Raw genomic sequence first — 25045 nt, 5'->3', positions numbered from 1 at the left:
CGACGACGACGGAGGACACGAGCGCCGTGCGCACGTACACCCCGAAGCCCGGCGAGGTCAGCCGGGCCTGGCACGTCATCGACGCCACCGACGTGGTGCTCGGTCGACTCGCCAGCCAGACCGCGATCCTGCTCCGCGGCAAGCACAAGCCCCAGTACGCCCCGCACGTGGACGTCGGCGACTTCGTCGTCATCGTCAACGCCGGGAAGGTGGCCCTCACCGGCTCCAAGCGGGACGAGAAGGTCGCCTACCGCCACTCCGGCTACCCGGGTGGCCTCAAGCGGATCCCCGTCGGCGACCAGCTGCGCACGCACCCCGACCGCGTCGTCGAGCGCGCGATCAAGGGCATGCTGCCGCACAACAGCCTGGGCCGTCAGATGCTCAAGAAGCTGAAGGTGTACGCCGGGCCCGAGCACCCGCACGCCGCCCAGCAGCCCCAGACCTACGAGATCAAGCAGGTGGCCCAGTGACGACCGCCCTCACCGTGACCGACGCCGAGGGGCGTCCGGTGCAGACCGTCGGCCGGCGCAAGGAGGCCATCGTCCGCGTGCGCCTGCTGCCGGGCACCGGCCAGTTCCGGCTGAACGGCCGCACCATCGAGGAGTACTTCCCGAACAAGGTGCACCAGCAGCTCATCCGTGAGCCGTTCGTGACCGTCGAGCGGACCGAGCAGTACGACGTCGTCGGCATCCTCCGGGGTGGCGGCGTCAGCGGTCAGGCCGGCGCGCTGCGCCTGGCGATCGCCCGCGCGCTCATCGCCGTCGAGGCCGAGGACCGCCCGGCCCTGAAGAAGGCCGGCTTCCTGACCCGGGACCCCCGCGTCACCGAGCGCAAGAAGTACGGGCTCAAGAAGGCCCGCAAGGCGCCTCAGTACTCGAAGCGCTGACCGGTACGCCCGTGGGTCGCCTCTTCGGGACCGACGGCGTCCGGGGTCGGGCCAACGCCGACCTCACGCCGGAGTTGGCCCTCTCGGTGGCACGTGCTGCTGCCGGCGTGCTCGCCGACCGCGACGGGACCCAGCGTCCCGTCGCGGTCGTCGGCCGTGACCCCCGCGCCAGTGGGGAGATGCTCGAGGCCGCCGTCGTGGCGGGCCTCGCCAGCGCCGGTGCGCAGGTGCTGCGGGCCGGGGTGCTGCCCACCCCGGCGATCGCCCACCTCACCGCGCACACCGGCGCCGACCTCGGCGTGATGATCTCCGCCAGTCACAACCCGATGCCCGACAACGGCATCAAGCTCTTCAGCCACGGCGGCCACAAGCTGCCCGACGCCGTCGAGGCCGCCATCGAGCAGGCCGTGACCGCCGAGCAGACCGACGGGCCACGCCCCACCGGCGCCGCGATCGGCCGGGTCTCCGACCTGCCGGACGCCGGTGCGGTGTACGTCGAGCACCTGCTCTCGACCGTCGCCCGGCCGCTGTCCGGCCTCACCCTCGTCGTCGACTGCGCCCACGGCTCGGCCGCGGTGTGCGCGCCCGAGGTCTACCGGCGGGCCGGCGCCACCGTGCACGTGATCGGCGGCGAGCCCGACGGCTGGAACATCAACGACGGCATCGGCTCCACCCACCTCGGCCCGCTGACCGACGCCGTGCGGGCGCACGGTGCCGACCTCGGCATCGCGCACGACGGTGACGCCGACCGCTGCCTGGCGGTCACCGCCGAGGGCGACGTCGTCGACGGCGACGCGATCCTCGCGGTCTGCGCGCTGGGGCTGCACGAGCACGGCCGGCTCACCGGAGACACCGTCGTCGCGACGGTCATGAGCAACCTCGGCTTCCACCACACCATGCGCGACGCCGGCATCGCGGTGCACACCACCGCGGTCGGCGACCGGTACGTGCTGGAGGCGCTGCGGGCGCACGGGCTGAGCCTGGGCGGCGAGCAGAGCGGTCACCTGGTCTTCCTCGATCACGCCACGACCGGCGACGGGCTGCTCACCGGGCTGTCGCTGCTGTCCCGGATGGCGGAGACCGGCTCGTCGCTGGCGGAGCTGGCCTCGGTGGTGCAGCGGCTGCCGCAGACCCTGGTCAACGTGCCGGTGCGCGACCGGCTGGCGGTCGTGGAGAGCGACGAGGTCGCCGCGGCGGTCAACCGGTGCGAGGCCGAGCTGGGGGACGACGGCCGGGTGCTGCTGCGCCCCTCGGGCACCGAGCAGCTGGTGCGGGTGATGGTCGAGGCGCCGACCCAGGAGCGCGCCGACGCCATCGCCAGGCGCCTCGCCGACATCGTCGCGGCGGTCGACTGACGCTCGCGTCACATCCGGCGCGTTCCACTCGTGCGAGGGACGGGTCCGGCCGGTCTCGCCGGTAACCTCGATGGAATGTGCGGCATCGTGGGATACGTCGGCCCGCAGAACGCTCTGGACGTCGTCCTGGAGGGTCTGCGCCGGCTGGAGTACCGGGGCTACGACTCGGCGGGCGTCGCCGTCCTCGCTGACGGCGGGCAGGCCACGGCGAAGAAGGCCGGCAAGCTGGCCAACCTGGAGAAGGCCCTCGCCGACTCGCCCCTGCCCGAGTCGACGATCGGCATCGGGCACACCCGCTGGGCGACCCACGGCGGGCCGACCGACCGCAACGCGCACCCGCACCTGTCGGCGGACGGCAAGGTCGCGGTGATCCACAACGGGATCATCGAGAACTTCGCCGCGCTGCGCGCCGAGTGCGAGACGGCCGGCGTCGAGTTCGCCTCCGAGACCGACACCGAGGTCACCGCCCACCTGCTGGCGGCCACCTACGACGCGACGCCGGAGGGGCCGGGCCGCCTGGCCGAGGCGATGCGCGCGGTCAGCCGCCGGCTCGAGGGGGCGTTCACCCTGGTCGCCTCGCACGCCGACGAGCCCGACACCCTCGTCGCCTCGCGCCGCAACAGCCCGCTGGTCGTCGGCGTCGGCGACGGCGACGGCGAGTACTTCCTCGGCTCCGACGTCGCCGCCTTCATCGCGCACACCCGCGAGGCCCGCGAGCTCGGCCAGGACCAGGTCGTCGAGATCGACCGCAACCGCGGGCTCACGGTCACCGACTTCGGCGGCACCGTCGTCGAGCCCACCGCCTACACCGTGAACTGGGACGCCGCGGCCGCCGAGAAGGGCGGACACGACTGGTTCATGCTCAAGGAGATCGCCGAGCAGCCGCAGGCGGTCGCCGACACCCTGCTGGGCCGGCTCGGCGACGACGGCCGGCTGGTGCTCGACGAGGTCCGGCTCACCGACCAGGACCTGCGCGACATCGACAAGGTCTTCGTCGTCTCCTGCGGCACCTCGTACCACGCCGGCCTGATCGCCAAGTACGCCATCGAGCACTGGACCCGCATCCCGGTCGAGGTCGAGGTCGCCAGCGAGTTCCGCTACCGCGACCCGGTGCTCGACCGGTCCACGCTGGTCGTCGTCATCAGCCAGTCCGGCGAGACGATGGACACCCTCATGGCGCTGCGGCACGCCAAGGACCAGAAGGCCCGCGTGCTGGCGATCTGCAACGTCAACGGCTCGACCATCCCGCGGGAGTCCGACGCCGTCCTCTACACCCACGCCGGTCCCGAGATCGCCGTCGCGTCGACCAAGAGCTTTCTGGCGCAGATCGTCGCCTGCTACCTGGTCGGGCTCTTCCTCGCCCAGATCCGCGGCATCAAGTACACCGACGAGGTCGCCGCGATCGTCGAGGACATCCGCGGGCTGCCGCAGGCCGTCGAGCAGGTGCTCACCCAGATGGAGCCGGTGCGCGAGCTGGGCCGGTCACTGGCCGACGCCGACACGATCCTGTTCCTGGGCCGGCACGTGGGCTTCCCCGTGGCCCTGGAGGGCGCGCTGAAGCTCAAGGAGCTGGCGTACATCCACGCCGAGGGCTTCGCCGCCGGGGAGCTCAAGCACGGGCCGATCGCGCTGATCGACCAGGGGACGCCGGTCGTGGTCGTCGTCCCGTCGCCGCGCTCGCGGGAGTCGGTGCACGGCAAGGTCGTGTCGAACATCCAGGAGGTGCGTGCCCGCGGGGCGCGCACCATCGTGATCGCCGAGGAGGGCGACGACGACGTCCTGCCCTACGCCGACCACGTCATCCGGGTGCCCCGCACGCCCACGCTGCTGGCGCCGATCGTGACGACGGTGCCGCTGCAGGTGCTCGCCTGCGAGATCGCCGACACCCGCGGCTACGACGTCGACCAGCCGCGCAACCTGGCCAAGAGCGTCACCGTCGAGTGACGCTCCCGTGAGCACCGCAGCGAGCGCCAGCGAGCGAGGAGCGGAGCGGAGCGCAACCGACGCGGGGGCACCGTCGAGTGACGCTCCCCGCGACGATCAGCTGAGGTGGTCGTCGCGCGTCCTGGCTCACCACCGATCGTGAGCCCGGACCCGCGACGGCGACACGGACGGCGGCACGGCAGACTGACCCGGTGATCATCGGGGTCGGGATCGACGTCGTGCCGGTCGACCGCTTCGCCGAGTCGCTGACCCGCACCCCGGGCCTGCGCGACCGGCTGTTCACCGCAGAGGAGCAGCGCACGCCCAGCGGCACCGCGCGCACGGGTGAGTCCCTGGCCGCTCGCTTCGCGGCCAAGGAGGCCGTCGCCAAGGCGCTCGGTGCGCCCGGTGCCCTGCGCTGGCACGACGCCGAGGTCACCGTCGGCGAGCACGGCCGGCCGCACCTGGAGATCCGGGGCTCGGTGGCCGGCCGGGCGGCGCAGCTCGGCATCACCACCTGGCACCTGTCGCTGAGCCACGACGGCGGCATCGCCTCGGCGGTGGTGGTCGCCGAGGGCGTGCCGGGCGGGGAGGAGCCGTCGTGATCGGGCTGTACACGGCCGCCGAGGTACGCGCCGCCGAGGAGCCGCTGCTGGCCGGCACCCCGGAGGGCACGCTCATGCAGCGGGCGGCGACCGGCCTGGCCACGGTCTGCCTGGAGCTCCTCGGGCGGGCGCACGGCACCCGGGTCACCGCGCTCGTCGGCGCCGGCAACAACGGCGGGGACGCGCTCTTCGCCGGGGCGCACCTCGCCCGCCGCGGCGCCCGGGTCACCGCCGTCCTGCTGGACGCGGAGCGGGCCCACGTCGCCGGCCTGGCCGCGCTGCGCGCCGCGGGCGGACGGGTCACCGGCCCCGACGGGGACACCGGGCTCGAGCGCGCCGACCTGGTCCTCGACGGGATAGTCGGCACCGGCGGCCGCGGGGGGCTGCGCCCGTCGGCCGCCGCGCTGGTCGAGCGGGCCGCCACCGGGCCGGGTCTCATGGTCGCCGTCGACGTCCCCAGCGGGGTGGACGCCGACACGGGGGCGGTCCCCGGGCCGGCCTTCCCGGCGCAGCACACCGTCACCTTCGGCGCGCTGAAGACCGGGCTGGTGGTGGGGGAGGGCCGCGGGTACGCCGGGGTGGTCCACCTCGTGGACATCGGGCTCGACCTCCCGCCGGCCGGCACGCACCAGCTCACGGACGCCGACGTCGCCATGCGCATCCGCCCGCCGGGCGGCGAGGACGACAAGTACACGCAGGGCGTCGTCGGGGTCGTCGCGGGCTCCTCGACCTACCCGGGCGCGGCGGTGCTGTGCACGGGGGCGGCGTTGCGCGCACGGCCGGGGCTGGTCCGCTACGCCGGGACGGCGGCCGCCGGTGTGCGGGCCGCGTGGCCGGAGGTGATCGTCACCGAGGGCCGGCCGGGGGACGCCGGGCGCGTGCAGGCGTGGGTGGTGGGGCCCGGGATGGGCACTGACGGCGACGCCCGCAGCGTGCTGGCCGAGGTGCTCGCCACCGACCTGCCGGTGCTGGTGGACGCCGACGCGCTGACCATGGCCGCGCAGGACCCCGAGCTCGTCCGGCAGCGGTCGGCGCCGACCGTGCTGACCCCGCACGACCGCGAGTTCGCCCGTTTCGGCACCGAGGTGGGGGACGACCGGGTCGGCGCGGCCCGCCGGCTGGCCGCCGACCTGGGCGCCGTCGTCCTGCTCAAGGGCGACGCCACCGTCGTCGCCGCGCCGGGCGGCACCGCGTACGTCAACGGCACCGGCACGCCGTGGCTGGCCACCGCCGGCACCGGCGACGTCCTCTCCGGCATCACCGGCGCGCTGCTGGCCACCGGCCTGCCGGCCGACGAGGCGGCGGCGGTGGGCGCGCACGTGCACGGGCGGGCCGGACGGCTGGCCGCGGAGGAGGGGCCGCTGATCGCCGGCGACCTCGTCCGCCGGCTGCCGGCCACGCTGGGCCTCCTGCGCCGGGCGCCCGCGGGGAGGCTGGGAGACTCGGGCACGTGACCGAGCCAGCGAGGTCACGCGGAGGCACACCACGGACCGGCACGTCGTCGACGAGCGCCAGCGAGGAGGGGACGTGACGCAGCGAGCCCGGGCCGAGGTGGTCGTCGACCTCGACACCATCGCCGCCAACACCGCGGCGCTGCGCGAGCGCGTCGGCCGGCCGCTGATGGCGGTAGTGAAGGCCGACGGATACGGCCACGGCCTGGTCCCCTCGGCGCGGGCGGCCCTGGCCGGGGGAGCCGACGCGCTGGGGGTCGCGGTCCTGGAGGAGGCGCTCGCGCTCCGCGCGGCGGGCGTGACCGTCCCGCTGCTCTCCTGGCTGCACACCCCGGGCACCGACTACGCCGCCGCGTTGACCGCCGACGTCGAGGTGTCGGTCAACGCCGAGTGGGCCCTCGCCGAGGTCGTCGCGGCCGCCCGCGCCACCGGCCGCACCGCGCAGCTGCACCTGTTCGCCGACACCGGGCTGTCCCGCGAGGGCGCGACCGAGGCCGACTGGCCCGGCCTCGTCGCCGCGGCGGCGCGGGCGCAGGACGACGGCGAGGTGGCGGTGGTGGGCCTGTGGAGCCACATGGCCTACGCCGACGCCCCGACCCACCCGACGATCGGCGCGCAGGTGCGGGTGTTCGAGGAGGCCGTGGCGATCGCCCGTGCGGCGGGGCTGACCGGGGCGCGGCTGCACCTGGCCAACTCCGCGGCGACGGTCGCACTTCCGGACACCTGGTACGACATGGTCCGCCCGGGGATCGCCGTCTACGGCCTGGACCCGCTCGGCGGGGACCCGGCCGCCCACGGGCTGCGGCCGGCGATGACGGTGCGCGCCCGCGCCGCACTGACCAAGCGGGTGCCTGCCGGCGCCGGCGTCTCCTACGGCCACACCTACTTCCCGGAGAGCGAGACGACGCTGCTGCTGGTGCCGGTCGGCTACGCCGACGGTGTGCCGCGGGCGGCGGGCAACCGGGCGCCCGTCCTCGCCGCCGGCGCGCACCGGACCATCGCCGGACGCGTGTGCATGGACCAGTTCGTCCTGGACGTCGGCGACGCTGAGGTGCGGGCCGGCGACGAGGTCGTGCTCTGGGGGCCGGGGGACCGCGGCGAGCCGACGGCGCAGGACTGGGCCGACGCGGTCGACAGCATCCACTACGAGCTGGTCACCCGCATCGGCGGCCGCTTCACCCGCCGGTACGTCGGCTCGGCGGGGGCGGTCTGATGGCGGCGGCCAAGCGCCCCGGGCGGCAGCCGCGCCCGCACCACCGGGTCGGCGTCGTCGGCGCGGTCCTCGGTCTGGCTGCGGCCGGCACCGCCGTCGGGGTCGCCGTCAGCCGGGCCGCCGCCCGGCGGGTGGGCGCCGAGCGGCTGGGCTCGAAGGCGGGGCTGCCACCCGGTGCCTCCGACGCCGAGCTGCGCGAGGACGACCCGCTCGGCGCGCAGTCCCGCCGTGCCGACCGCACCGCGCTGGTCACCGCCGACGACGGCGTGCTGCTCGCGGTGGAGGAGGTCGGGCCGACCGACGCCCCGCTGACCGTCGTCTTCTGCCACGGCTACTCGCTGTCGATGGCGTCGTGGACCTTCCAGCGGCGGGCGCTGGGCGCGGCGCTGGCCACCGCCAACGGCTCGCGCCCGACGGCGCGGCTGGTGTTCTACGACCAGCGCGGGCACGGCGCCTCCGGCCGCGGGCCGGCCGAGCACTCGACCATGGAGCAGCTGGGCCGCGACCTGCACGCGGTGCTGCGGGCCCGGGTGCCCTCCGGGCCGGTGGTGCTGGTGGGGCACTCCATGGGCGGGATGACGGTGATGGCGCTGGCCGAGGTGCGCCCGGAGCTGTTCGGGACGCGGGTGGTCGGTGCGGCGCTGATGAGCACCTCCAGCGGCGGCCTCTCCGACCTGGACTTCGGCATGCCGGAGCTGCTGACCCGGCTGCGGGCGGCGGTCCTGCCGATCGCGGCGTTCACGATGCGCCGGCGTCCCGGTCTCGCCGAGCGCACCCGCCGGCTGGCCGCCGACCTCATCTCCCAGGTCACGTGGTCGCTGTCGTTCGCGTCGAAGGACGTCGACCCGGCTCTCGGCCGCTACGTCGACTCGATGATCGCGGGCACCCCGGTCGAGGTGATCGCGGAGTTCTACCCGGCGCTGGCGGGCCTGGACGAGACGGCGGCCCTGCAGCCGCTGCGCGCCGTCCCGGTGCTGGTGCTGACCGGCGACAAGGACACGCTGATCCCGCCGGAGCACAGCGACATGATCGTGGAGCTGCTCGGCGGCCCTGGGGCACAGGGCGTCGAGCACGTCGTCGTCCACGAGGCGGGCCACATGGTGCCGCTGGAGAAGCCCGACGAGGTGACCGCCGCGCTGTCGGCGCTGCTGCGCCGGGTGGTCGCCGACCTCCCGACGGGAGCGGGACGGTGACCCGGCCGCCCCGCTTCGACGCCGCCGCCGAGGAGGTCGCCCGCACCGCGGCCGCGGCGCCCGACTGGGAGGCCCTGGCCGCCGTGGCCCGCCCCTGCGTGGCCTGCCCCGAGCTGGCCGCCACCCGGCAGCACGTGGTGGTGGGCGACGTCCCGGCCGGTGGGCGCCCGCGGTTCGCCCTGGTCGGCGAGGCGCCGGGGGCGAGCGAGGACGAGACCGGCCGGGCGTTCGTGGGGAAGTCGGGTCAGCTGCTCGACCGGCTGCTGGTCGAGGCCGGGCTGGACCGCGCCGAGGCCGCCGTGCTCAACGTGGTGAAGTGCCGCCCACCGGGCAACCGGACGCCGAAGGCCTCGGAGGTGGCCCGCTGCAGCGGCTGGCTGCGGCGCCAGCTGGACCTGCTGGACCCGCCGGTCGTCGTCGCGCTGGGGCTGTCGTCGGCCAAGTGGTTCCTCGGCCCGCGCACCGTGCTGGCGGAGGTCCGCGGCCGGGCGCACGACGTCGACGGCCGGGCGGTCTGGGCCACCTATCACCCGTCGGCGGCCATCCGGTTCGGCCCGAAGGGGACGCCGCGGGCCGGGCTGTTGGCCGACCTCACCGCGGTCGCGGGGACCCTGGCGTGAGGCGCGAGCACGTGCTGCCGACCCCGGACGACACCCGGGCGCTCGGCGCCGCGCTGGCCGCGGTGGTGCGCGCCGGTGACCTGGTCGTGCTCGTCGGGCCGCTCGGCGCGGGCAAGACGGCGCTGACCCAGGGTCTCGGCGCGGCGCTGGGGGTGCGGGAACCGGTCACCTCCCCGACGTTCGTCATCTCCCGCGTGCACCGCGGCGGCCGGCTGCCGCTGGTGCACGTCGACGCCTACCGCCTCGGCGGGGGCGCCGACGTCGACGACCTCGACCTCGACGCGTCCACCGAGGAGTCGGTGACCGTCGTCGAGTGGGGGCAGGGGCTGGTCGAGCAGCTGGCCGACGAGCACCTCGAGGTGCGGCTGGACCGCCGCGACGACGACGTCCGGACGGCGGTGCTCGTGCCGCACGGTCCCGGCTGGCAGCAGCGCCTGGACGGTTCGGCCTGACCGCGCACCACGACGTCGCCGGGGTCCCCGTCCGCGGGACCGCGGTGCTGGTGGGCCACCGGTTGCCGGAGCGCCGCTGGTACCCGGACGTGTGGGACCTCCCCGGCGGGCACGTCGAGCCGGGTGAGGACGAGCCGGCCGCGCTGGCCCGGGAGCTCCGCGAGGAGGTCGGCGTCGTCCCCCGCGGCCCGGCGCCGCTGGCCCGCCTCGAGGACGGCGAGCTGTGCCTGTCCCTCCGGGGGGTCCGGGCGTGGGACGGCGAGCCGCGCAACCTGCAGCCGCACGAGCACGACGAGCTGCGCTGCGTGACCGCCGCGGGGCTGCCCGGGCTGCGCCTGGCGCACCCTGCCTGTGTCGGCGTCCTGCAGCGGGCGGTCGCGGGAGGCGGCTGAGCCGCAGGACTAACCTGGGCGTTCGTGCTCGTCCTCGCCCTCGACACCGCCACGCCGACGCTGGTCGCGGGCCTCGCCCGGTGGTCCCCGGACGGCGCGACCGAGGTGCTCGCCGAGCGGGCGGTGCCGTCGGGCAACCGGCACGCCGAGCTGCTCACCGTCGCGGTCACCGAGGTGTTGCGCGACGCCGGGCTCGCGCTCGCCGGCGTCGACGCCGTCGTGACGGGACTCGGTCCCGGACCCTTCACCGGGCTGCGCGTCGGGGTGGTCACCGCTGCCGCGCTCGGCGACGCCCGCGGGCTCCCCGTCGTGGGCGTCTGCTCGCTGGACGCGGTCGGCTCCGGTGCGCGCACGGTCGTGACCGACGCCCGCCGCAAGGAGGTCTACTGGGCCGCCTACGCCGCCGACGGCTCCCGCGCCGACGGCCCGGGCGTGGCACGCCCGGAGGAGCTGGCGGTCGCCGGCCCGGTCGTGGGGGACGCCCGGTTCGCCGAGCGGCTGGGCGTCGAGGTCGTCCCGGCCGAGGTGACGACGGCAGGCCTGGTCCGGGCGGCGGCGCCGCAGCTGGCCGATCCGTCGTCCGCCGCCCCGCTGGTGCCGCTGTACCTGCGCCGCCCGGACGCCGTCCCACCGACGTCGTTCAAGCCGGTGACCACCACGTGAGCGAGCGTGCGAGCTCGTGCACGAGCAGAGCAGCAGCGCGCACCCGGCCGACGAGCGCCACCGAGGAGGACGGGTGAGCGCGCGGCTGCGACCGATGCGGCTGGCCGACCTGGACGCCGTCCTGGAGCTCGAGGAGCAGCTGTTCGCCCCGGACACCTGGACCCGGGCGATGTACCGCGACGAGCTCTCGCGCACCGACACCCGCTCCTACCTGGTGGCCGAGGACGGCGACCGGGTCGTCGGCTACGCCGGGCTGATCGCCTACGACGACGAGGCGCACGTGGCCACGATCGGGGTGGCGGAGGACCGGCAGGGCGAGGGGATCGGCGCCAAGCTGCTCGACGCACTGCTGGCCGAGGCCGACCGGCGCAGCCCGGTGGTGCTGCTCGAGGTGCGCGCCGACAACGAGGTGGCGCAGGGGCTGTACCGGCGACGCGGGTTCACCGAGGTCGGCCGGCGCCCGCGCTACTACCAGCCGAGCGGCACGGACGCCGTCGTGATGAAGCGGGAGAAGTTGCGTGGTTGACCAGCCGTTGGTGCTCGGGTTCGAGACCTCGTGCGACGAGACCGGCGTCGGCCTGGTGCGCGGGCGCACGCTGCTGTCCGACGCGCTGGCCACCTCGGTGGCCGAGCACGAGCGCTTCGGCGGGGTGGTGCCCGAGATCGCCTCGCGGGCGCACCTGGAGGCGATGGTGCCGACCGTGCACCGCGCGCTGGCCGAGGCCGGGGTGCGCACCTCCGACGTCGACGCCGTCGCGGTGACGGCGGGGCCCGGGCTCACCGGTGCGCTGCTGGTCGGGCTGGCCGCGGCCAAGGCGTACGCGCTGGCGCTGGACAAGCCGCTGTACGGCGTCAACCACCTGGCCGCGCACGTGGCCGTCGACGAGCTGCAGCACGGCAGGCTGGCCGAGCCGTCGCTGGCCCTGCTGGTGTCAGGTGGGCACAGCTCGCTGCTGCTGGTGCCCGACCTAGCCCGCGAGGTGCAGTCGCTGGGCCGCACCATCGACGACGCGGCGGGGGAGGCCTTCGACAAGGTGGCCCGCGTGCTCGGCCTGCCGTTCCCCGGCGGCCCGCCGATCGACAGGGCCGCGCGCGAGGGGAACCCGGCGGCGATCGGCTTCCCGCGCGGGCTCACCGGTCCCCGCGACGCCCCCTACGACTTCTCGTTCTCCGGGCTGAAGACCGCCGTCGCCCGGTGGGTCGAGGCCCGGCAGCGGGCGGGGGAGCCGGTGCCGGTGGCCGACGTCGCGGCGTCGTTCCAGGAGGCGGTCGCCGACGTGCTGACCGCCAAGGCGGTGCGCGCCTGCCGCGACCACGGCGTCGACCACCTGGTGCTCGGCGGCGGCGTGGCGGCCAACTCCCGGCTGCGCGCCCTGGCCGAGGAGCGGTGCGCCGCGGCCGGCATCGTGCTGCGGGTGCCCAGCCCGCGGCTGTGCACCGACAACGGCGCGATGGTCGCCGCACTCGGCTCGCGGCTGGTCGAGGCCGGGGTCGCGCCGTCGGCCCCGGACGTCGGCGCGGACAGCTCCCTGCCGATCGACGTCGTCACCCGCTGAGAGAGGACCCGTCCTCCCCACCCCACGCAGGCTCGGGGCGAGCCTCTGGACGGGGCCGTGGCGGGTCACCGGACATCGCAGACGAGGGCGGTGGGGGCGCCGGCGACCCGGGTGACGACGACGGTCGCCGTCCCCGCGCCCTCCCCGCGCAGCTGGCGGGCAAGCGTCTCCGGCTCGATCGCCGAGCCGCGCTTCTTGACCACCACCCGGCCGACGCCGCGCGTCCGCAGCAGTGCCCTCAGCTTCTTGAGGTTGAACGGCAGCACCTCGTCGACCCGGTAGGAGGACACCCACGGGGAGTCGGTCGCCGCATCGGCGGTCAGGTAGGCGATCGTCGGGTCGACCAGCGTGGCACCGACGTCGACCGCGACCAGCGACACCAGCCCCGAGCGGATCACCGCCGGGTCGGGCTCGTGCAGCCAGCCGCGCACCGGCCCGGACGGTGCGGGCCCGGGGTCGGCCTCGGCGGTCAGCTCCAGGGCGTCGTCCCCGTGCACCAGGGACGCCCGCCGCCAGACCGTCGACACCGCCCGCCCCCACAGCAGCGCCTCGACGATCGAGCCGCCGGCCGACACCCACTCCGCCTCGACCCCGGCCGGCACCCGCTCGTGGTCCAGGCCCGGCGCCACCTTGACCACCGCGTGCGGCGCCCGGTCCAGCAGCGTCGTCACCGTCGACCAGGGCGGTGACCAGCGGTCGGGGTCCAGCTGCCGTCGTCCGCCGGCCCGCCGCGCCGGGTCCAGGACGGCCGCGGCGCAGCCGGCCACCTCGCCGCCGCGCGCCGCGTCGACCAGTTCGACGGCGTCGCCGGCGACCACCCACACCCGGTCGGCCACCCCGAGCGCCTCGGCGTTCGCGGCGGTCAGCTCTCGGGCCAGCGGGTCGGTGTCGACGGCGAGCACGGTGGCCCCGGCCCGCGCCAGCGCCACCGTGTCGGTGCCGGACGCGCAGCCGAGGTCGACCGCCGAGTCCACCTCGCCGGACAGCAGGCGCTGCGCCCGCCGCGCGGCCAGTGCGGGCCGGCCGGCCTGCTCGAGGGTGTCGGCGGTGAGGAAGAGGACGTCGGCGTCGGCGCCGAACACCGGGCGCGCCCGCGCGCGCAGCCGCGCCAGCTCCCAGGCCGGGCCGGCGTGGTCGGCGCCGACCTCGGCCCGCAGCCGTGCCAGGCCGGTCAGCAGGTCGGCGCCCTCGGCGAGCAGCGCGGCTGCCCGCGCCGTGGCCGCCGTCCCCTCGGGAGTGCGCAGCCAGCGCAGCTGGGTCAGCGCGTCGGGGGCGGGCTCGTCGGGCACCTCACCAGCCTGGCACCCGCCGTGGCCGGGCGCCGTGACCCCGGTTGAGTGGCTGGCACTCTCGTAGGTAGAGTGCCAATCGACACGGGCACCAGGCGCCTGACCCCCGCGACGGCAGGCACCGGCACCGTGCCACAGCATCAGAGCACGACCCACCAGCCGTCCGATCCCGAAGGGGGCGTCACCTCGTGACGACCGCTACCAAGGTCAACATCAAGCCGCTCGAGGACCGTGTCGTGGTCCAGGCCAACGAGGCCGAGACCACCACCGCCTCCGGCCTGGTCATCCCGGACACCGCCAAGGAGAAGCCGCAGGAGGGCACGGTCGTGGCCGTGGGCCCCGGTCGCGTCGACGACAACGGCAACCGCGTCCCGCTCGACGTCAACGTCGGCGACGTGGTCATCTACTCCAAGTACGGCGGCACCGAGGTCAAGTACGCCGGCGAGGAGTACCTCGTGCTCTCCGCCCGCGACCTGCTCGCCGTCGTGGAGAAGTAGGAGAAGGACCCGGCTGCCCTCCACGACACGCTCCGCGCGCCGTGGGTCCCTGCAGCCGGGCCGTCCCAGCGCCTCGCGTCCGCCCCGGCGACCCGAACTGACCGGGTCCCGGGGCGGTCGTCGTCCCACCCCGTGCTCCACCTGATCGGAAGGGCCCCATGGCCAAGATCATCAAGTTCAACGAGGACGCCCGCCGTGCGCTCGAGCGCGGCGTGGACAAGCTCGCCGACGCGGTCAAGGTGACCCTCGGTCCGCGCGGGCGCAACGTCGTCCTCGACAAGAAGTTCGGCGCCCCGACCATCACCAACGACGGCGTGACCATCGCCCGTGAGGTCGAGCTCGAGGACCCCTACGAGAACCTCGGCGCCCAGCTGGCCAAGAACGTGGCCACCAAGACCAACGACGTCGCCGGCGACGGCACCACCACCGCGACCGTGCTGGCCCAGGCCCTGGTGCACGAGGGCATGCGCAACGTCGCCGCCGGTGCCAGCCCGACGGCTCTCGGCACCGGCATGCGCGCCGCCGCCGAGGCGGTCTCCAAGGCCCTCGACGAGGTCGCCATCCCGGTCTCCGACGAGCAGGCCATCGCCGGCGTCGCGACCGTCTCGGCGCAGGACGCCGAGGTCGGTCAGCTGATCGGCCAGGCCATGGAGAAGGTCGGCAAGGACGGCGTCATCACCGTCGAGGAGAGCACCACCCTCTCCACCGAGCTCGACGTGACCGAGGGCGTGCAGTTCGACAAGGGCTACCTCTCGCCCTACTTCGTCACTGACCAGGAGGCGATGGAGGCCGTCCTCGAGGACACCCTCGTGCTGCTGGTCAGCGGCAAGATCGGCGCGCTGGCCGACCTGCTCCCGCTGCTGGAGAAGGTGCTCTCCACGGGCGGTCGCCCGCTGCTCATCGTCGCCGAGGACGTCGAGGGCGAGGCGCTGTCCACCCTCGTCGTGAACTCGATCCGCAAGACCATCAAGGTCGTCGCGGTGAAGTCGCCGTACTTCGGCGACCGCCGCAAGGCGTTCATGACCGACCTCGCCGTCGTCACCGGCGGCCAGGTGGTCAGCGAGGACGTCGGCCTCAAGCTCGACCAGGTCGGCCTGGAGGTGCTCGGCACCGCGCGCCGGGTCACCGTCACCAAGGACGAGACCACGATCGTCGACGGTGGCGGCACCGGTGAGGCCATCGGCGACCGGGTGGCGCAGATCCGCCGCGAGATCGAGGCGACCGACTCCGACTGGGACCGCGAGAAGCTGCAGGAGCGGCTGGCCAAGCTCGCCGGCGGCATCGGTGTCATCCGCGTCGGCGCGGCCACCGAGGTCGAGATGAAGGAGAAGAAGCACCGCATCGAGGACGCCATCGCCGCCACCCGCGCCGCGGTGGAGGAGGGCGTCGTCCCCGGTGGTGGCTCGGCGCTGGTGCACGCGGCCGCGGCCGTGGACGCCCTCGACCTGTCCGGGGACGAGCTCACCGGTGCCCGCGTGGTCCGCCGGGCGCTGGACGCCCCGCTGGTCCGCATCGCCGAGAACGCCGGCTTCGAGGGTCGCGTCGTGGTGGCCAAGGTCCGCGAGGCCGGGGTCGGGCAGGGCTTCAACGCCGCGACCGGCGAGTACGGCGACCTGGCCGCCCAGGGCGTCATCGACCCGGTCAAGGTCACCAAGGCCGCGCTGGGCAACGCCGTCTCGATCGCCGCGATGGTGTTGACCACCGACTCCGCCGTCGTCGAGGCGCCGGAGGAGGACGAGCCGGCCGGGGCCGGGCACCACACCCACGGCCACTCGCACGGCCACGGGCACAGCCACTGAGCTGATCCGGCGCCCGCGGAGGGCGCTGCACGCCCAGAGGGCCCGGTCCGGATCATCCGGTCCGGGCCCTCCGTCGTGTGCGGGAAGCGGTGGGCGGTCGGGCGGTCGTCCACCACGATGGCGGGATGCTCGTCGACGCCTTGCACGCACCGGGCCCCGCGGACCCCGGGGCCCTCGACGACTTCGGCCGGCTCGTCGGGGCCTGGCGGCTGGACTGGAGCGGCCTGACCCCCGACGGCACCTGGCACCACGCGACCGGGGAGCTGCACGTGGGCTGGGTCCTCGACGGGCGCGCCGTCCAGGACGTGTGGATCGTGCCCGGCCGCGGCGAGCCCGGTGCCGGCGTGCCGCCGCTGGCCTTCCACGGGACGACGGTGCGCTTCCTCCACCCGGATGGGGACCGGTGGCTGTCGACCTGGATGGAGCCGGTGAACGGCCGGGTCCGGCGCTTCACCGGGCGGGCGCACGGTGCCGACGTGGTGCTGCTCAGCGACGACGAGGAGCCGTGGCTGCGGTGGCGCTTCACCGACGTCGGGCCGGACTCCTTCACCTGGTCGGCGGAGACCTCCCGGGACGGCGGCCGCACCTAGGTGCACGACGAGCTGATGCTGGCCCGCCGCCTGGCGTAGCCGCACGAATGCCGAGAGGGCCGGTCCAGCAGCTGCTGGACCGGCCCTCTCGGCGTCTCTGGGTGGAGCTCAGACTCCCGCGGCGACGGCGGCGGGCTCCGCGGCGATCAGCCGGGCCCGCTCCTCCTCGCTCATGCCGCCCCAGACCCCGTAGGGCTCGCGGACCGACAGGGCGTGCTTGAGGCAGGACTCGATCACCGGGCAGCGCGAGCAGACGGCCTTGGCGGCCGACTGGCGGCGGGCCCGGGCCGGGCCGCGCTCGCCGTCCGGGTGGAAGAACAGCGCGGTGCTCTCTCCGCGGCAGGCGCCGTGCAGCTGCCAGTCCCAGACCTCGGCGACAGGTGTGGGCAGGCGGCGGATGTCGGCCATTCGTCCTCCTCGGCTCGGTGCGAGCCGGAGAAGGCGGTCCGGCTGCAAGGGGGCCGGTGCCCGAGGCCTCCGTGGGTCAAACACACGGTGACCCTGCATTTTGTCGGCTCCGGTCTCCCCCCGCTGGGTGAGAGCGGGTGTTGTCGCCCAGCGGAGTCGATCAAGGTGGCTGCAGGCCGTGCCGAACACCGCCACGGGACACCCGTCGGCGGCTCCGGTCCGGCCGGAGCGACGGCGGAGGTCCCCGGACGGGACCGCACGTCCGAGCGAGACCCGGCCGGGGGACCCGGGCGGTGGACCCGGCCGAGACGTGCGGCCGGCGAGCGAGGAGCAGGCGTGATCGACGACAGGATGCGCGGACCCGGCCACGGCACGACGTGCGTGTGGGTCTACGACGAGCGCCGGCGGGTCCGCGACGACATCGCGGGTCGCCTGGTGGCACTGCCGTTCGTGGGACGGGTGGAGGTCGTCGGCGACGCCGCCGCCCTGATGGCACGGCTGGCCACCCGGCAGCCCGACGTCCTGCTCATCGGCACCCAGCGCGCCATGGACTCCGGGCTGACCGTCGCCACCCAGGCGCTGCGCGCCCACCCGCGGCTGCCGGTCCTGGTCCTCGGCGCCCCCGACGACGGCGAGACCGTCCGGGCAGCGGTCGCGGCCGGTGCCCGGGGCTACCTGCGCTGGGACGCCACCGCGCTGGAGATGGGCCTGGGCCTGTCGCGGGTCGGCCTGCGGGTCGACGGCCGCGGCCCCGCGCCGGCCGTTCCGCACCAGCCGGTCCCGCTGGCCTCGGTCGGCGCCCACGCCGGTCACGGCAACGGGACGCCGGCCTGGAACGGGGCGACCCCGCTGGCCGGCGCCGCCCCCACCACAGTGCGCTCCACCGTCCGCGAGCCCGCGCCGGTCAGCCTCTCGATGCGCGAGATGCAGGTGCTCACCGGGATGAGCCAGGGCAAGAGCAACGCCCAGATCGGCCGCGAGCTCTACCTCTCCGAGGACACCATCAAGACCCACGCCCGTCGGCTGTTCCGCAAGCTCGGTGCCAAGGACCGCGCGGAGGCGGTGGCCACCGGTTTCCGCCGCGGCATGATGCAGTGACACCGCCGGCCCACCGGCCGGCACCGCGGCCAGGTGCCGTGCCCAGCTGCCGCTGAGCACACGCCGAGCGCTCTCTCCCTGCACGGGAGGGGGCGCTCAGCGCATTCTCGTCACGTGTGGGTGTGGCCTCCCTGCAGGGGCCCGCCGTGAGCCTGCGAACGGTGGGGGGCAGGGGGGTCCTTCGTCAGTCCTCGCGGGCGTGCCTGCCGCCGCGGCCCTCGCCGCCGGGCTCCTCGCGCTCGGCCATCGCGGCGATCCCGTCGGCGTAGCCGCTGGCGTAGTCCCAGCTGACGTAGTCGTCGGGGTCGGGGTCGAACGGCGGCTCGTGGCGACCGGTCTGCCCCTCCTCGAGCAGCTGGCGGAGGTTGGCCTGCATCAGGGCCCAGTCGACGTGGTGCTCCTCGTCGCAGTCCGGGCAGTCGACGACGATGCCCTTGATGCCGGTCGGCTCCAGCAGCGTCCGGAACACCTCCAGTTCAGCGAGGTCGTCCAGGACGCCGGCCCGTTCCTCCATGGTCAGCGGCGGCGGACCCGGCTGGTCGGCGGACCCGAAGTCGGGCCCGGAAGCGTCGTCCCAAGAACTCACGGGTGCCACGGTATCGGCCGGACGGGGATCACACAGAGCCCTCGGGGGTCGCCGCCTACGATCGAGTGCGGCTCCCCGCGCGCCCAGGAGGGTGCCGGCCGATCCGGAGGGGTGGCGGCAACCGATGCAGCCCGATGAGTTCGTCCCCGAGCTGCCGGCGAAGTTCGCGCCGCTCGGCCTGACCTACGACGACGTCCTGCTCATCCCCGGTGCGTCGGACGTCGTCCCGGCCGAGGTGGACACCAGCAGCCGGCTGACCCGTGGCATCCGCCTGGCGGTCCCGCTGCTCTCCAGCGCGATGGACACCGTCACCGAGGCCCGCATGGCGATCGCCATGGCGCGGGTCGGCGGCACGGGCGTGCTGCACCGCAACCTCGCCGCCGAGGAGCAGGCCGGCCAGGTCGACCTGGTCAAGCGCTCCGAGGCCGGCATGGTGACCAACCCGGTGACCTGCTCGCCGGACAACACCCTCGCCGAGGTCGACGCGCTGTCGGCGCGCTACCGCATCTCCGGCGCGCCGGTCGTGGACGCCGACGGCGTCCTGGTCGGCATCGTGACCAACCGGGACATGCGGTTCGAGACCGACCAGTCGGTGTTCGTCCGCGATGTCATGACGCCGATGCCGCTGGTCACCGCCCCGGTGGGCGTCGACGCCGACACGGCGCTCGCCCTGCTGCGCAAGAACAAGATCGAGAAGCTGCCGCTGGTCGACGGCGCCGGCCGGTTGCGCGGGCTGATCACCGTCAAGGACTTCGTCAAGCGCGACCAGTTCCCGAACGCCACCAAGGACGACGACGGCCGCCTCGTGGTGGGTGCCGCCCTCGGTGTCGGGGACGACGCCTACAAGCGGGCCGGGCTGCTGGTCGACGCGGGCGTGGACGTGCTCGTCGTCGACACCGCGCACGGCCACCAGCGGGCGGTGCTGGAGATGGTGGCGCGGGTCAAGGCCGACTTCGGCGTCCAGGTGGTCGGCGGCAACGTCGCCACCCGCGCCGGCGCCCAGGCCCTGGTCGACGCCGGGGTGGACGCGGTCAAGGTCGGCGTCGGCCCAGGGTCGATCTGCACCACCCGCGTGGTCGCCGGCGTCGGCGTCCCGCAGGTCACCGCCATCTACGAGGCGGCGCTGGCCGCGCGACCGGCCGGCGTCCCGGTGATCGCCGACGGCGGTCTGCAGTACTCCGGCGACATCGCCAAGGCCCTGGTCGCCGGCGCCGACACGGTGATGATCGGCGGTCTGTTCGCCGGCGTCGAGGAGGCGCCGGGCGAGCTGGTCTTCGTCAACGGCAAGCAGTACAAGACCTACCGCGGCATGGGGTCGCTGGGCGCGATGCAGAAGCGCGGCAACCAGTCCTTCAGCCGCGACCGCTACTTCGCCGACGACGTGCTCTCCGACGACAAGCTCGTCCCCGAGGGCATCGAGGGCCAGGTGCCCTACCGCGGCCCGCTGTCCGGTGTGGCCCACCAGCTCGTCGGCGGGCTCCGCGCCTCGATGGGCTACGCGGGAGCGCAGACCGTCGCCGACCTGCAGGAGCGCGGCCAGCTGACCCGGATCACCTCGGCCGGCCTGGTGGAGAGCCACCCGCACGACATCCAGATGACCGTCGAGGCCCCGAACTACCGGGGGCGCTGACCCATGCCCACGCGCGACACCGTCGAGATCGGGCTCAACCGCTTCGCCCGCCGGGGGTACGACCTCGACGAGGTCTCGATCGTCCCCAGCCGCCGTACCCGGGACATGGACGACGTCTCGACCGCCTGGCAGATCGACGCCTTCCGCTTCGACATCCCGCTGGTGACCAGCCCGTCGGACGCGGTGGTCAGCCCGGCCACGGCGATCGCCGTCGGCCAGGCCGGCGGGCTCGGGGTGCTCAACGCCGAGGGGCTGTGGACCCGGTACGACGACCCCGCCCCGGTGTACCGGCAGCTGCGTGAGGCGGCTGGTGATGGGCCGCCGCCGGTGGCCCTGCTGCAGGAGGTGTACGCCCGGCCGGTCGATCCGGACCTGGTCACCGCCCGGGTCAAGGAGATCCGCGACGCCGGCGTGACGACGGCGGTCCGCGTCTCCCCGCAGCACACCGTCCAGCTCGCGCCGACGGTGCTCGCCGCGGGGGTCGACCTGCTGGTCATCCAGGGCACGATCGTGTCGGCCGAGCACGTCACCACCCAGGGCGACGCGCTCAACCTCAAGGACTTCATCGCCGACCTCGACGTCCCGGTGATCGTCGGCGGCGCGGCGAATTACCAGACCGCGCTGCACCTGATGCGCACCGGCGCGGCGGGCGTGATCGTCGGCGTCGGCGCCGACACCTACTCGACGACCGACACCGTCATGGGCATCCGGGTGCCGCTGGCCAGCGCGATCGCCGACGCGGCCGCGGCCCGCCGCGACTACCTGGACGAGACCGGCGGCCGGTACGTGCACGTCATCGCCAACGGCCGGATCGAGACCAGCGGCGCCATCGCCCGCGCCCTGGCCTGCGGCGCGGACGCCGTCCAGGTCGGCGAGCCGCTGCGTGCGGCCGAGGAGGCGCCCGGCGGTGGCATCTGGTGGGACTCGGTGGCCGCGCACCCGCGGCTGCCCCGCGGCGGGACCTCGGCGCCCGTCGCCCCGGCGGGTCCGCTGCACGACGTCCTGCTGGGCGAGGCCAGGACCGCCGACGGGCGGACCAACCTGTTCGGTGCGCTGCGCCGGACGATGGCGAAGACGGGCTACCGGGACCTCAAGGAGTTCCAGCGCGTCGACCTCGTCATCGGCGGCCACGCCTCGGAGACGCAGGGCGACTGATGGAGTTCCCCACCGTCCTCGTCGTCGACTTCGGCGCGCAGTACGCCCAGCTCATCGCGCGGCGGATCCGCGAGGCCGGCGTCTACTCGGAGATCGTCTCCTCCGACGTCCCGGCCGAGGAGATCGTCGCCCGCAAGCCCGCGGCGATCGTCCTCTCCGGCGGCCCGTCCAGCGTCTACGCCGACGACGCGCCGCAGCTCGACCCGATGCTGTTCGAGGCCGGCGTCCCGGCGTTCGGCATCTGCTACGGGTTCCAGGCGATGGCGGCCTCGCTCGGCGGCACCGTCGCGCGCACCGGCGACCGCGAGTACGGCGGCACCCCGCTGACGGTGACCACGCAGGGCCGGCTGTTCGGCTCGCTGCCGGTCGAGCAGTCGGTGTGGATGAGCCACGGGGACGCCGTCAGCGCCGCCCCGCCCGGGTTCACCGTCACCGCCACCTCCACCGGCGCGCCGGTCGCCGCCTTCGAGGACGTCGACCGCAAGCTCGCCGGCGTGCAGTTCCACCCCGAGGTGCGGCACACCGCGCACGGGCAGACGGTGCTCGAGCACTTCCTGTTCGACATCGCCGGGCTCGAGCCCACCTGGACGATGGCCAACGTCGTCGAGGAGCAGGTCGAGCGGATCCGCGCCCAGGTGGGCGACCGGCGGGCGCTGTGCGCGCTGTCCGGCGGGGTCGACTCCGCGGTGGCGGCCGCGCTCGTGCAGCGGGCGATCGGCGACCGGCTGACGTGCGTCTACGTCGACCACGGGCTGATGCGCGAGGGCGAGACCGAGCAGATCGAGCGGGACTTCGTCGCGGTCACCGGCGCCGACCTGCGGGTGGTCGACGCGCGCGAGCAGTTCCTCGGTGCGCTGGCCGGGATCAGCGACCCCGAGCAGAAGCGCAAGACCATCGGCCGGGAGTTCATCCGCGTCTTCGAGCAGGCGGCGCTCGACGTGGTCGCCGACGCGAAGGCGCACGGCGAGACCGTCGACTTCCTCGTGCAGGGCACGCTCTACCCCGACGTCGTCGAGTCCGGCGGCGGCACGGGGACGGCGAACATCAAGAGCCACCACAACGTCGGTGGGCTGCCCGAGGACCTCACCTTCACCCTCGTCGAGCCGCTGCGCACGCTGTTCAAGGACGAGGTCCGCGAGGTCGGCCTGCAGCTGGGCCTGCCCGAGTCGCTGGTGTGGCGGCAGCCGTTCCCGGGCCCGGGGCTGGGCATCCGGATCATCGGCGAGGTCACCCAGGAGCGGCTCGACGTGCTGCGCAGGGCCGACGCGATCGCCCGTACCGAGCTCACCGCCGCCGGGCTGGACCGCGAGATCTGGCAGTGCCCGGTGGTGCTGCTGGCCGACGTCCGCTCGGTCGGCGTCCAGGGCGACGGGCGCACCTACGGCCACCCGGTCGTGCTGCGGCCGGTGTCCAGCGAGGACGCGATGACCGCGGACTGGACCCGGCTGCCCTACGACGTGCTGGCCCGCATCTCCACCCGGATCACCAACGAGGTGCCCGAGGTCAACCGCGTGGTGCTCGACGTGACGAGCAAGCCGCCGGGCACCATCGAGTGGGAGTAGTCCCCACCGGCTCTCCGATCCCGGTGGGCCCTGCCCCCTACGGTCCCGGGGTCGGGAGCGGCGCCCAGCCGACCAGGTGCGCTGACTCGAAGTAGCGACTGTCGGGCTCGACCAGGCGGAGCGGGTCCCCGCGCAGCCCCGTCAGGGTCTCGGCCAGTTCCTCGCACTGACCCTCGTACGTCCGGTAGTGGGTGTGGAACACCAGCCAGACGGCGCTGCCGCCGGCCCGGTCGGAGACGGCACGCCCGTACGCCGTCGGGTCGGCGCCCGAGTTCCGTTCCGCGTAGTCGGCCCAGTCGACGCGCTCCGGCGACCCGCCGGTCGGGTACACCTCCTGCCGCAGGGAGCCGGGCAGCAGGCGGCTCACGGCGGGGCCCAGCTGATCGGGGCAGTAGACGACGACGTCGCCCGGCAGCGCCTGTGCCTGCAGCGCGTCGGCGACCACCGCTGTCTGGGTCTTGTGCTCGAAGTACACGTCGGGCACCGCGCCCGCCACCCCGGCCACGACGGCGACCGCGAGGACCGGCGTCCTGACCGCGCGCGGCAGCCGGGCGAGACCGACGGCGGCCAGCAGCAGGAACAGCGGCAGGACCACGCTGGTGTAGCGCGCCTCGAACGCCGCGCCGGTGAGGCGGCCCACCGCCAGGGCGAGCGCGAGGGTCCCGCCGACGCCGACGGCCAGCACCCGACCGGGCGGTCGCCCACGGAGGTCGAGCTCGACCCGCGAGCCGGACGCCGAGACCGCGGTGACCCCGATGCCGGCGAGCAGCAGCAGCACGGCCGCCAGCACCAGTGCCGTGGTCCGGCCCCCTCCACCGGCCCACGCGACGACGGTCGACTGCAGCGCGGCGAACCACCCGATCGGACTGGCCCACGGCGTCCCCGTGTGCGCGAACTGGTAGAGGAACGACGGCAGCCAGGGGAGGAAGAGCAGTCCGCCTGCGGCCATCCACGCGGCGGCCCGGGCGCGGGCCGTGCTCCGCGCTCGCCAGGCCGACGCCAGCAGCCCCCCGCCGGCGACGGCCAACAGGAACAACGACCAGTAGTGGGTGAGGGCCAGCGCTGCCGTGACCACCGCGACCAGGACGCCACGCGCCGCTCCCGGCCGGCGGAGGTAGCCGTCGAGGGCGAGCAGACCGCAGAGAACCAGCAGCACGACGAGGCTGTACATGCGCGCCTCGGTCGAGTAGTAGACGGCGAACGGTGAGGTCGCCAGGAGCAGCAGCGCAGCGACGGCCCCCGACCTGCCGGCCAGCCGGGCACCGGCCACGGCAGCGGCCGGCAACGCGGCGAGACCGAAGAGTGAGGACAGCCACCGCACCTCCGTGGCGGAGTCCCCGACCACCCGCTCCCAGCCCCACAGCAGCAGCGCGTAGAGCGGCGGTGCGCCGTCCCGGCGGAGCGCCTCCGGGACGTCCGCGAGCGGGAGGCCGGAGATGTCGACGCTGATCGCCTCGTCGAGCCACAGCGCGGAGGGGGAGTGGACCCGCAGGGCGACGCCCAGCGCGACGACGACACCGACCGCCGCAGCCTGCCAGCGGGCGCCACGGCGATCGCCGCGGGCAGGCGAGCGGTCGAGGTCGTCGACGGAGGAGTCGCCGAGGAGGCCGGCGCTCACGCCTCCTCCCGGCCGGCCCGGGTGGCGGGGTGGCACGACCCGCCCGGCAGCACGACGACCTCCACGGCGACGGGGTCCTCGAGCTCCTGCGTCGGCGGGCGAGGTGGCTGCTGTGGCAGGACGTACCCGGCCAGGCCGGCTCCGGTCGACCACAGGACGCGCCGACTGCTGTCTGTCCGCCGTTGCTCGACGCACCACCGGAGGCCACCGGCGTCGCGACCCGGGGGCAGCACGTCGCGGTACCACCGGTCGACCGTTGCCGCGCTCACACCGGCGGGCATGCACCAGTGCACCGAGCCGGGGTCCGTGCCGTCCTGTGCGGCGCACCGACCGGCCGACGCGGGCACGGGGACACCGGCGTCGGTCCACTGCGCGGCCGGTGGCAGCGGCGTGCGCTGTGCCAGCGAGCCGAGCACGGGCCAGGAGGCCGTCGCGAGGACGAGGGCCAGCAGGACGACCGTGATGCCGGCCAGCGCGGCACCCCCACCGGCCCTCACCAGCGGG

26 protein-coding genes are annotated in these 25045 nt (G+C 75.0%); 21 read left to right on the top strand and 5 right to left on the bottom strand.

The window, feature by feature from the left end; genetic code table 11:
- Positions 1-26: 26 nt before the first annotated feature.
- The 14 genes from rplM to tsaD all read left to right on the top strand — a co-directional run bounded on the left by rplM (position 27) and on the right by tsaD (position 12309).
- A complete protein-coding gene (rplM, locus tag GOBS_RS21865; protein ID WP_012950443.1) occupies positions 27-470 on the top strand; it encodes a 50S ribosomal protein L13 in 444 nt (147 codons plus the stop codon).
- Positions 467-886, top strand: a complete 420-nt coding sequence (gene rpsI, locus GOBS_RS21860; RefSeq protein ID WP_012950442.1) for a 30S ribosomal protein S9 — start codon at positions 467-469, stop codon at positions 884-886. The genes rplM and rpsI overlap by 4 nt, the downstream gene beginning before the upstream one ends.
- An 11-nt stretch (positions 887-897) precedes the next feature.
- On the top strand, positions 898-2241 hold the full coding sequence (gene glmM, locus GOBS_RS21855) for a phosphoglucosamine mutase (RefSeq protein WP_012950441.1): 1344 nt from the start codon (positions 898-900) through the stop codon (positions 2239-2241).
- Between the two features lie 75 nt (positions 2242-2316).
- Positions 2317-4185 (top strand): glutamine--fructose-6-phosphate transaminase (isomerizing), encoded by a 1869-nt coding sequence (gene glmS / locus GOBS_RS21850; RefSeq protein ID WP_012950440.1) that lies wholly within the window; start codon positions 2317-2319, stop codon positions 4183-4185.
- Positions 4186-4376: 191 nt separating this feature from the next.
- On the top strand, positions 4377-4769 hold the full coding sequence (locus GOBS_RS21845; RefSeq protein WP_012950439.1) for a holo-ACP synthase: 393 nt from the start codon (positions 4377-4379) through the stop codon (positions 4767-4769).
- Entirely contained in the window at positions 4766-6223 is a 1458-nt protein-coding gene (locus GOBS_RS21840) for a bifunctional ADP-dependent NAD(P)H-hydrate dehydratase/NAD(P)H-hydrate epimerase (protein WP_012950438.1), read from the top strand. Before GOBS_RS21845 ends, GOBS_RS21840 begins: the two co-directional genes overlap by 4 nt.
- Before the next feature lie 73 nt (positions 6224-6296).
- Entirely contained in the window at positions 6297-7433 is a 1137-nt protein-coding gene (alr, locus tag GOBS_RS21835) for an alanine racemase (protein ID WP_012950437.1), read from the top strand.
- Positions 7433-8626 carry an alpha/beta fold hydrolase gene (locus GOBS_RS21830; RefSeq protein WP_012950436.1) on the top strand — a complete coding sequence of 398 codons (1194 nt, stop codon included), beginning with the start codon at positions 7433-7435 and terminating at the stop codon, positions 8624-8626. Before alr ends, GOBS_RS21830 begins: the two co-directional genes overlap by 1 nt.
- On the top strand, positions 8623-9246 hold the full coding sequence (locus GOBS_RS21825; protein WP_012950435.1) for a uracil-DNA glycosylase: 624 nt from the start codon (positions 8623-8625) through the stop codon (positions 9244-9246). Before GOBS_RS21830 ends, GOBS_RS21825 begins: the two co-directional genes overlap by 4 nt.
- Positions 9243-9698 carry a tRNA (adenosine(37)-N6)-threonylcarbamoyltransferase complex ATPase subunit type 1 TsaE gene (tsaE, locus tag GOBS_RS21820; protein WP_041241621.1) on the top strand — a complete coding sequence of 152 codons (456 nt, stop codon included), beginning with the start codon at positions 9243-9245 and terminating at the stop codon, positions 9696-9698. Before GOBS_RS21825 ends, tsaE begins: the two co-directional genes overlap by 4 nt.
- Complete coding sequence (locus GOBS_RS21815) at positions 9668-10090, top strand: NUDIX domain-containing protein (protein WP_279432661.1); 423 nt, start codon at positions 9668-9670, stop codon at positions 10088-10090. Before tsaE ends, GOBS_RS21815 begins: the two co-directional genes overlap by 31 nt.
- Positions 10091-10114: 24 nt before the next feature.
- Positions 10115-10753: a tRNA (adenosine(37)-N6)-threonylcarbamoyltransferase complex dimerization subunit type 1 TsaB gene (tsaB, locus tag GOBS_RS21810; RefSeq protein ID WP_012950432.1), complete on the top strand. Its 639-nt coding sequence runs from the start codon at positions 10115-10117 to the stop codon at positions 10751-10753.
- 73 nt (positions 10754-10826) lie between these two features.
- Complete coding sequence (gene rimI, locus GOBS_RS21805) at positions 10827-11279, top strand: ribosomal protein S18-alanine N-acetyltransferase (RefSeq protein ID WP_012950431.1); 453 nt, start codon at positions 10827-10829, stop codon at positions 11277-11279.
- Positions 11272-12309, top strand: coding sequence for a tRNA (adenosine(37)-N6)-threonylcarbamoyltransferase complex transferase subunit TsaD (gene tsaD / locus GOBS_RS21800; RefSeq protein ID WP_012950430.1), 1038 nt, complete (start codon positions 11272-11274; stop codon positions 12307-12309). The genes rimI and tsaD overlap by 8 nt, the downstream gene beginning before the upstream one ends.
- Before the next feature lie 65 nt (positions 12310-12374).
- Here the strand turns inward: tsaD and GOBS_RS21795 are convergent, their stop codons facing one another.
- The gene (locus GOBS_RS21795) at positions 12375-13598 is read right to left on the bottom strand and encodes a class I SAM-dependent methyltransferase (protein ID WP_012950429.1); all 1224 of its coding nucleotides are present in this window, start codon (positions 13596-13598) and stop codon (positions 12375-12377) included.
- A gap of 188 nt (positions 13599-13786) precedes the next feature.
- On the opposite strand from GOBS_RS21795, the gene groES reads away from it, so the two are divergent.
- From groES to GOBS_RS21780, 3 genes are all read left to right on the top strand, one after another.
- Complete coding sequence (groES, locus tag GOBS_RS21790) at positions 13787-14095, top strand: co-chaperone GroES (RefSeq protein ID WP_012950428.1); 309 nt, start codon at positions 13787-13789, stop codon at positions 14093-14095.
- Positions 14096-14253: 158 nt separating this feature from the next.
- Positions 14254-15894, top strand: a complete 1641-nt coding sequence (groL, locus tag GOBS_RS21785; protein WP_012950427.1) for a chaperonin GroEL — start codon at positions 14254-14256, stop codon at positions 15892-15894.
- Positions 15895-16019: 125 nt separating this feature from the next.
- On the top strand, positions 16020-16484 hold the full coding sequence (locus GOBS_RS21780; RefSeq protein ID WP_012950426.1) for a hypothetical protein: 465 nt from the start codon (positions 16020-16022) through the stop codon (positions 16482-16484).
- A gap of 108 nt (positions 16485-16592) precedes the next feature.
- On the opposite strand, the gene GOBS_RS21775 is transcribed toward GOBS_RS21780, so the two are convergent.
- Complete coding sequence (locus tag GOBS_RS21775) at positions 16593-16892, bottom strand: WhiB family transcriptional regulator (RefSeq protein WP_012950425.1); 300 nt, start codon at positions 16890-16892, stop codon at positions 16593-16595.
- 336 nt (positions 16893-17228) lie between these two features.
- Between GOBS_RS21775 and GOBS_RS27800 the strand changes: the two genes are divergently transcribed.
- The gene (locus tag GOBS_RS27800) at positions 17229-17990 is read left to right on the top strand and encodes a response regulator transcription factor (RefSeq protein ID WP_012950424.1); all 762 of its coding nucleotides are present in this window, start codon (positions 17229-17231) and stop codon (positions 17988-17990) included.
- A 184-nt stretch (positions 17991-18174) separates the two neighbouring features.
- Here the strand turns inward: GOBS_RS27800 and GOBS_RS21765 are convergent, their stop codons facing one another.
- Entirely contained in the window at positions 18175-18576 is a 402-nt protein-coding gene (locus GOBS_RS21765) for a DUF5319 family protein (RefSeq protein WP_041241620.1), read from the bottom strand.
- A 124-nt stretch (positions 18577-18700) separates the two neighbouring features.
- Here GOBS_RS21765 and guaB point away from each other — a divergent pair, with 124 nt between their 5' ends.
- The 3 genes from guaB to guaA are packed head-to-tail and all read left to right on the top strand — an operon-like array spanning position 18701 to position 22923.
- Positions 18701-20206 carry an IMP dehydrogenase gene (gene guaB, locus GOBS_RS21760; protein WP_012950423.1) on the top strand — a complete coding sequence of 502 codons (1506 nt, stop codon included), beginning with the start codon at positions 18701-18703 and terminating at the stop codon, positions 20204-20206.
- 3 nt (positions 20207-20209) lie between these two features.
- On the top strand, positions 20210-21361 hold the full coding sequence (locus tag GOBS_RS21755) for a GuaB3 family IMP dehydrogenase-related protein (RefSeq protein WP_012950422.1): 1152 nt from the start codon (positions 20210-20212) through the stop codon (positions 21359-21361).
- Positions 21361-22923, top strand: coding sequence for a glutamine-hydrolyzing GMP synthase (gene guaA, locus GOBS_RS21750; RefSeq protein ID WP_012950421.1), 1563 nt, complete (start codon positions 21361-21363; stop codon positions 22921-22923). Before GOBS_RS21755 ends, guaA begins: the two co-directional genes overlap by 1 nt.
- 37 nt (positions 22924-22960) lie before the next feature.
- Here guaA and GOBS_RS21745 read toward each other — a convergent pair whose 3' ends face one another.
- The gene (locus GOBS_RS21745) at positions 22961-24541 is read right to left on the bottom strand and encodes a glycosyltransferase family 39 protein (RefSeq protein WP_012950420.1); all 1581 of its coding nucleotides are present in this window, start codon (positions 24539-24541) and stop codon (positions 22961-22963) included.
- Positions 24538-25038: a hypothetical protein gene (locus GOBS_RS27795; protein ID WP_166487484.1), complete on the bottom strand. Its 501-nt coding sequence runs from the start codon at positions 25036-25038 to the stop codon at positions 24538-24540. The genes GOBS_RS21745 and GOBS_RS27795 overlap by 4 nt, the downstream gene beginning before the upstream one ends.
- Between the last annotated feature and the right edge of the window lie 7 nt (positions 25039-25045).

The sequence above is a fragment of the Geodermatophilus obscurus DSM 43160 genome, from assembly GCF_000025345.1.
Taxonomy (GTDB): Bacteria; Actinomycetota; Actinomycetes; order Mycobacteriales; family Geodermatophilaceae; genus Geodermatophilus; species Geodermatophilus obscurus.
Note: the sequence above shows the minus strand (reverse complement) of the source record. Positions and strands in the feature narration are given on the sequence as shown.

Excerpts from the sequence above, each read along its gene's own strand:
- glmS (WP_012950440.1), top strand. The coding sequence starts at position 2,317 with ATGTGCGGCATCGTGGGATACGTCGGCCCGCAGAACGCTCTGGACGTC.
- GOBS_RS21830 (WP_012950436.1), top strand. The coding sequence starts at position 7,433 with ATGGCGGCGGCCAAGCGCCCCGGGCGGCAGCCGCGCCCGCACCACCGG.
- groL (WP_012950427.1), top strand. The coding sequence starts at position 14,254 with ATGGCCAAGATCATCAAGTTCAACGAGGACGCCCGCCGTGCGCTCGAG.
- GOBS_RS21780 (WP_012950426.1), top strand. The coding sequence starts at position 16,020 with ATGCTCGTCGACGCCTTGCACGCACCGGGCCCCGCGGACCCCGGGGCC.
- GOBS_RS21775 (WP_012950425.1), bottom strand. The coding sequence starts at position 16,892 with ATGGCCGACATCCGCCGCCTGCCCACACCTGTCGCCGAGGTCTGGGAC.
- guaB (WP_012950423.1), top strand. The coding sequence starts at position 18,701 with ATGCAGCCCGATGAGTTCGTCCCCGAGCTGCCGGCGAAGTTCGCGCCG.
- GOBS_RS21755 (WP_012950422.1), top strand. The coding sequence starts at position 20,210 with ATGCCCACGCGCGACACCGTCGAGATCGGGCTCAACCGCTTCGCCCGC.
- guaA (WP_012950421.1), top strand. The coding sequence starts at position 21,361 with ATGGAGTTCCCCACCGTCCTCGTCGTCGACTTCGGCGCGCAGTACGCC.